Genomic DNA, 3,610 nt, shown 5'->3' with positions numbered 1-3,610 from the left:
CCCCGGGGGGCGGGGCCGGGGGCCCGGGGGCCCCGGTTGGGGTGGGGCACCGGGGCCGGGGGGGGGGGGGGGGGGGGGGGCAGGGGGGGGCGGGGGGGGGGCGGGGGGCGGCGCGGGGCGGCGACGCGGCCCTCGATGCGGCGCTCGCCGAGATCGACGCGCTCGCCGCGCTCCCGCAGGTGCGCGGCGTCGGCGAGACCGGCCTCGACCACTTCCGCACCGGCCCGGAGGGGATGGCCGCGCAGGAGTACTCGTTCCGCCGCCACATCGACATCGCCAAGCGGCACGGCAAGGCGCTCGTCATCCACGACCGGGAGGCCCACGCCGACGTGCTGCGGGTGTTGCAGGAGGAGGGCGCGCCGGAGACCGTCGTCTTCCACTGCTACTCGGGCGACGCCGCAATGGCCGAGGTCTGCGCCCGGCACGGCTACTACCTGTCCTTCGCCGGCAACGTCACCTTCAAGAACGCCCAGCCGCTGCGCGACGCCCTCGCCGTGGCCCCGCTCGATCGCATCCTGGTCGAGACGGACGCCCCGTTCCTGACCCCGATGCCCTACCGGGGCCGCCCGAACGCGCCCTATCTGATCCCGCTCACCCTGCGCGCGATGGCCGAGGTGCGCGGCATCGACGAGGACACCCTCGCGACGGCGGTGGCGGCCAACACGGCGCGCGCCTTCGCCTACTGAGCGCGTCAGCCGCGCGGCCCCCTCTCGTACGCTGCGTCGCGTACGCCGCGTCTCGTACGGCCCGTCTGGTACGGCCTCCCGTATGGCGGGTCCCGTGCGGCGGGGCCCGCGCGCGGCTCTGTCGGACGGCCCCGTGCGGCCCGCCCTGGGCGCCGGTTTCGTACGGCCCGCCCCGTGCGACCGTGCGGTGCCAAGCGATGTCGCGTCCTCGCGCGCGTACGCGGGCGGTGCCGTACGCACTGCTGGCGCGTGGCTGTCGGACGGGCGGACCGGGGCGTGAGAGCAGAATCCCCGGGAGCCGGGAGCCGGGAGCCGGGAGCCGGGAGCCGGGAGCCGGGAGCCGGGGTCCACGGGGCGCGGCACGGGCGTCGTACGCGGGCTTCGTGGGGCCGCTCGGGTGCCGGGCCGCGGTGGGGGCCGTGGGGCGGCCGTAAACTCAAGCGGTGAGCTCCACCCCTGACGCCGATGACCGCGCCGGTGCCCCCGGCCCCGCGACGCCGCCCGCCGACTCCGCCGCACCACCCGCGGAGACGGCGGCCGTAGCCACCCCGGACACCGCTCCGGACACCGCTCCGGACACTGCCCCGGGCGACCACGCGACCGCCGCCGACCGCGCAGCCGACCGCACCGCGGACGACCGCACGGCCGATGCGCTGCTCGGCCCGGCCGACGTGCGGGAGCTGGCCGCCGCGCTCGGCGTGCGGCCCACCAAGCAGCGCGGCCAGAACTTCGTGATCGACGCCAACACGGTGCGCCGCATCATCCGCACCGCCGAGGTGCGGCCGGACGACACCGTCGTGGAGGTCGGCCCGGGGCTCGGTTCGCTGACGCTGGCGCTGCTTGAGGCGGCCGAGTGGGTCACGGCGGTGGAGATCGACGACGTGCTGGCCGGCGCGCTGCCGACGACCGTGGCGGCCAGACTGCCGCACCGGGCCGACCACTTCGCGCTGGTCCACTCCGACGCCATGCAGGTCACCGAGCTCCCCGGGCCGCCGCCCAGCGCGCTCGTCGCCAACCTGCCGTACAACGTCGCCGTCCCCGTCCTGCTGCACATGCTCGCGACCTTCCCGACCATCGAGCGGACCCTGGTGATGGTGCAGGCCGAGGTGGCCGACCGGCTCGCCGCGCCGCCCGGGTCCAAGGTGTACGGGGTGCCCTCGGTGAAGGCCGCCTGGTACGCGGAGGTCAAGCGGGCCGGGTCGATCGGGCGCAACGTCTTCTGGCCGGCGCCCAACGTCGACTCCGGCCTGGTCTCGCTGGTGCGGCGGACCGAACCGGTGCGCACCACGGCGACCAGGCGGCAGGTGTTCGCAGTGGTCGACGCGGCCTTCGCGCAGCGCCGCAAGACGCTCCGGGCCGCGCTCGCCGGCTGGGCGGGCTCGGCCGCCGCTGCCGAGGCCGCGCTCGTGGCCGCCGGTGTCTCGCCGCAGGCCCGCGGCGAATCGCTGACGGTGGAGGAGTTCGCGGCGATCGCGGAACACGGACCGCAGGGCTGAGCCCCGCGCGCGTGCGGGCCCGCGGGCATGAGTGCTCGCGCCGCCGCCCACCTGGACTGAGCCTCGCGCGCGGGGGCCGCGCGAGCCCGGGCCCCGCCCCTGCGCGCGCGCGTACGGTCCCCCCGCGCCCCCCCGCCCCGTACGGACCTGACCGCTTCGCGCGCACCCGCGCACGGGACCGCACCGGCGCGCGGGGCCGCACCCGCATACGGGACCGCGCCCGCGCGCGGGCGACCGCACCTTCCGCTGAGACGCCGGTCAGCCGCGCGGCACCGGAAGTCCGTAGGGTGCGAGCACCACCAATCGCCGCCGCCCGCCCGCGCGGGGGCCACGGAACCGAGGAGCCAACAGCCCGTGATCGACTCCATCGCCGTCCGCGTCCCGGCCAAGGTCAATGCCCAGCTCGCGGTGGGTGGCCGCCGGCCGGACGGGTTCCACGACCTGGCCAACGTCTTCTTCGCCGTCGGCCTGTACGACCAGGTCACGGCCGCCCCGGCCGACGAGCTGCGGATCACGGTCGAGGGGCCGGACGCCGACCAGGTGCCGTGCGACCGTACGAACCTCGCCGCCAGGGCCGCCGAACTGCTGGCCGCCAGGCACGGCGTCGAACCCCGGGTGCACCTGCACATCACCAAGGACATCCCGGTGGCCGGCGGCATGGCCGGCGGCAGCGCGGACGGCGCCGGTGCGCTGCTGGCCTGCGACGCCCTGTGGGGCACCGGCGCCTCCCGCGCCGAACTCCTGGAGATCTGCGCCGAACTCGGCAGCGACGTGCCGTTCAGCCTGGTCGGCGGGGCGGCGCTGGGCCGCGGCCGGGGCGAACTGCTCACCCCGCTCACCGTCGGCGGCACCTTCCACTGGGTCTTCGCCGTCGCCGACGGCGGCCTGTCCACCCCCGCCGTCTACGGCGAGTGCGACCGGCTGCGCGCCGCGCACGGCGCCGGCGACACCACCGCCGACGTGCCCGACCCGGAGCCGTCCGCCGCCCTGCTGGACGCGCTGCGCACGGGCGACGTGACCGCGCTGGCCGCGGCGCTGACGGCCGGCCCCGACGGTTCGAGCAACGACCTCCAGGCGGCGGCCCTCTCGCTGCGGCCGTCCCTCGCCGACACGCTGCACGCCGGCACGGCCGCCGGCGCCCTCGCAGCGCTGGTCTCAGGTTCCGGCCCCACCTGCGCCTTCCTGGCCAAGGACGCGGCCGGCGCGGAACAGGTCGCGGAGGCCCTCATCGCCTCGGGCACCTGCCGCACCGCCCGGGTGGCCACCGGCCCCGCCCCCGGTGCCACGCTGATCGGCGAGACCGGCCCGGCGGCCCCGTAACCCGCGCCCCCCCCCCCCCCCCGCGCGCCCGCCCCCGCCCCCCCCCCCCCCCCCCCCCCCCCCCCCCCCCCCCCCCCCCCCCCCCCCCCCCCCCCCCCCCCCCCCCCC

At 78.1% G+C, this 3,610-nt stretch carries 3 protein-coding genes and 1 pseudogene; 3 read left to right on the top strand and 1 reads right to left on the bottom strand.

Annotated features, from left to right (window positions below):
- The 3 genes from AAHZ94_RS30665 to AAHZ94_RS30655 form a co-directional block, all read left to right on the top strand.
- The coding region (locus AAHZ94_RS30665) for a TatD family hydrolase (RefSeq protein ID WP_349996990.1) at positions 1-686 on the top strand (686 nt) is incomplete at its 5' end.
- Positions 687-1,339: 653 nt separating this feature from the next.
- On the top strand, positions 1,340-2,182 hold the full coding sequence (gene rsmA, locus AAHZ94_RS30660; RefSeq protein ID WP_349996991.1) for a 16S rRNA (adenine(1518)-N(6)/adenine(1519)-N(6))-dimethyltransferase RsmA: 843 nt from the start codon (positions 1,340-1,342) through the stop codon (positions 2,180-2,182).
- Between the two features lie 354 nt (positions 2,183-2,536).
- Positions 2,537-3,502, top strand: a complete 966-nt coding sequence (locus tag AAHZ94_RS30655) for a 4-(cytidine 5'-diphospho)-2-C-methyl-D-erythritol kinase (protein WP_349996989.1) — start codon at positions 2,537-2,539, stop codon at positions 3,500-3,502.
- On the opposite strand, the pseudogene AAHZ94_RS30650 reads toward AAHZ94_RS30655, so the two are convergent.
- Positions 3,408-3,610, bottom strand: a pseudogene (locus AAHZ94_RS30650) (hypothetical protein); the annotation flags it as partial. The gene AAHZ94_RS30655 and the pseudogene AAHZ94_RS30650 overlap by 95 nt on opposite strands.

The sequence above is a fragment of the Streptomyces sp. HSW2009 genome, assembly GCF_040240285.1.
Classification (GTDB): Bacteria; Actinomycetota; Actinomycetes; order Streptomycetales; family Streptomycetaceae; genus Streptomyces.
Note: the sequence above shows the minus strand (reverse complement) of the source record. Positions and strands in the feature narration are given on the sequence as shown.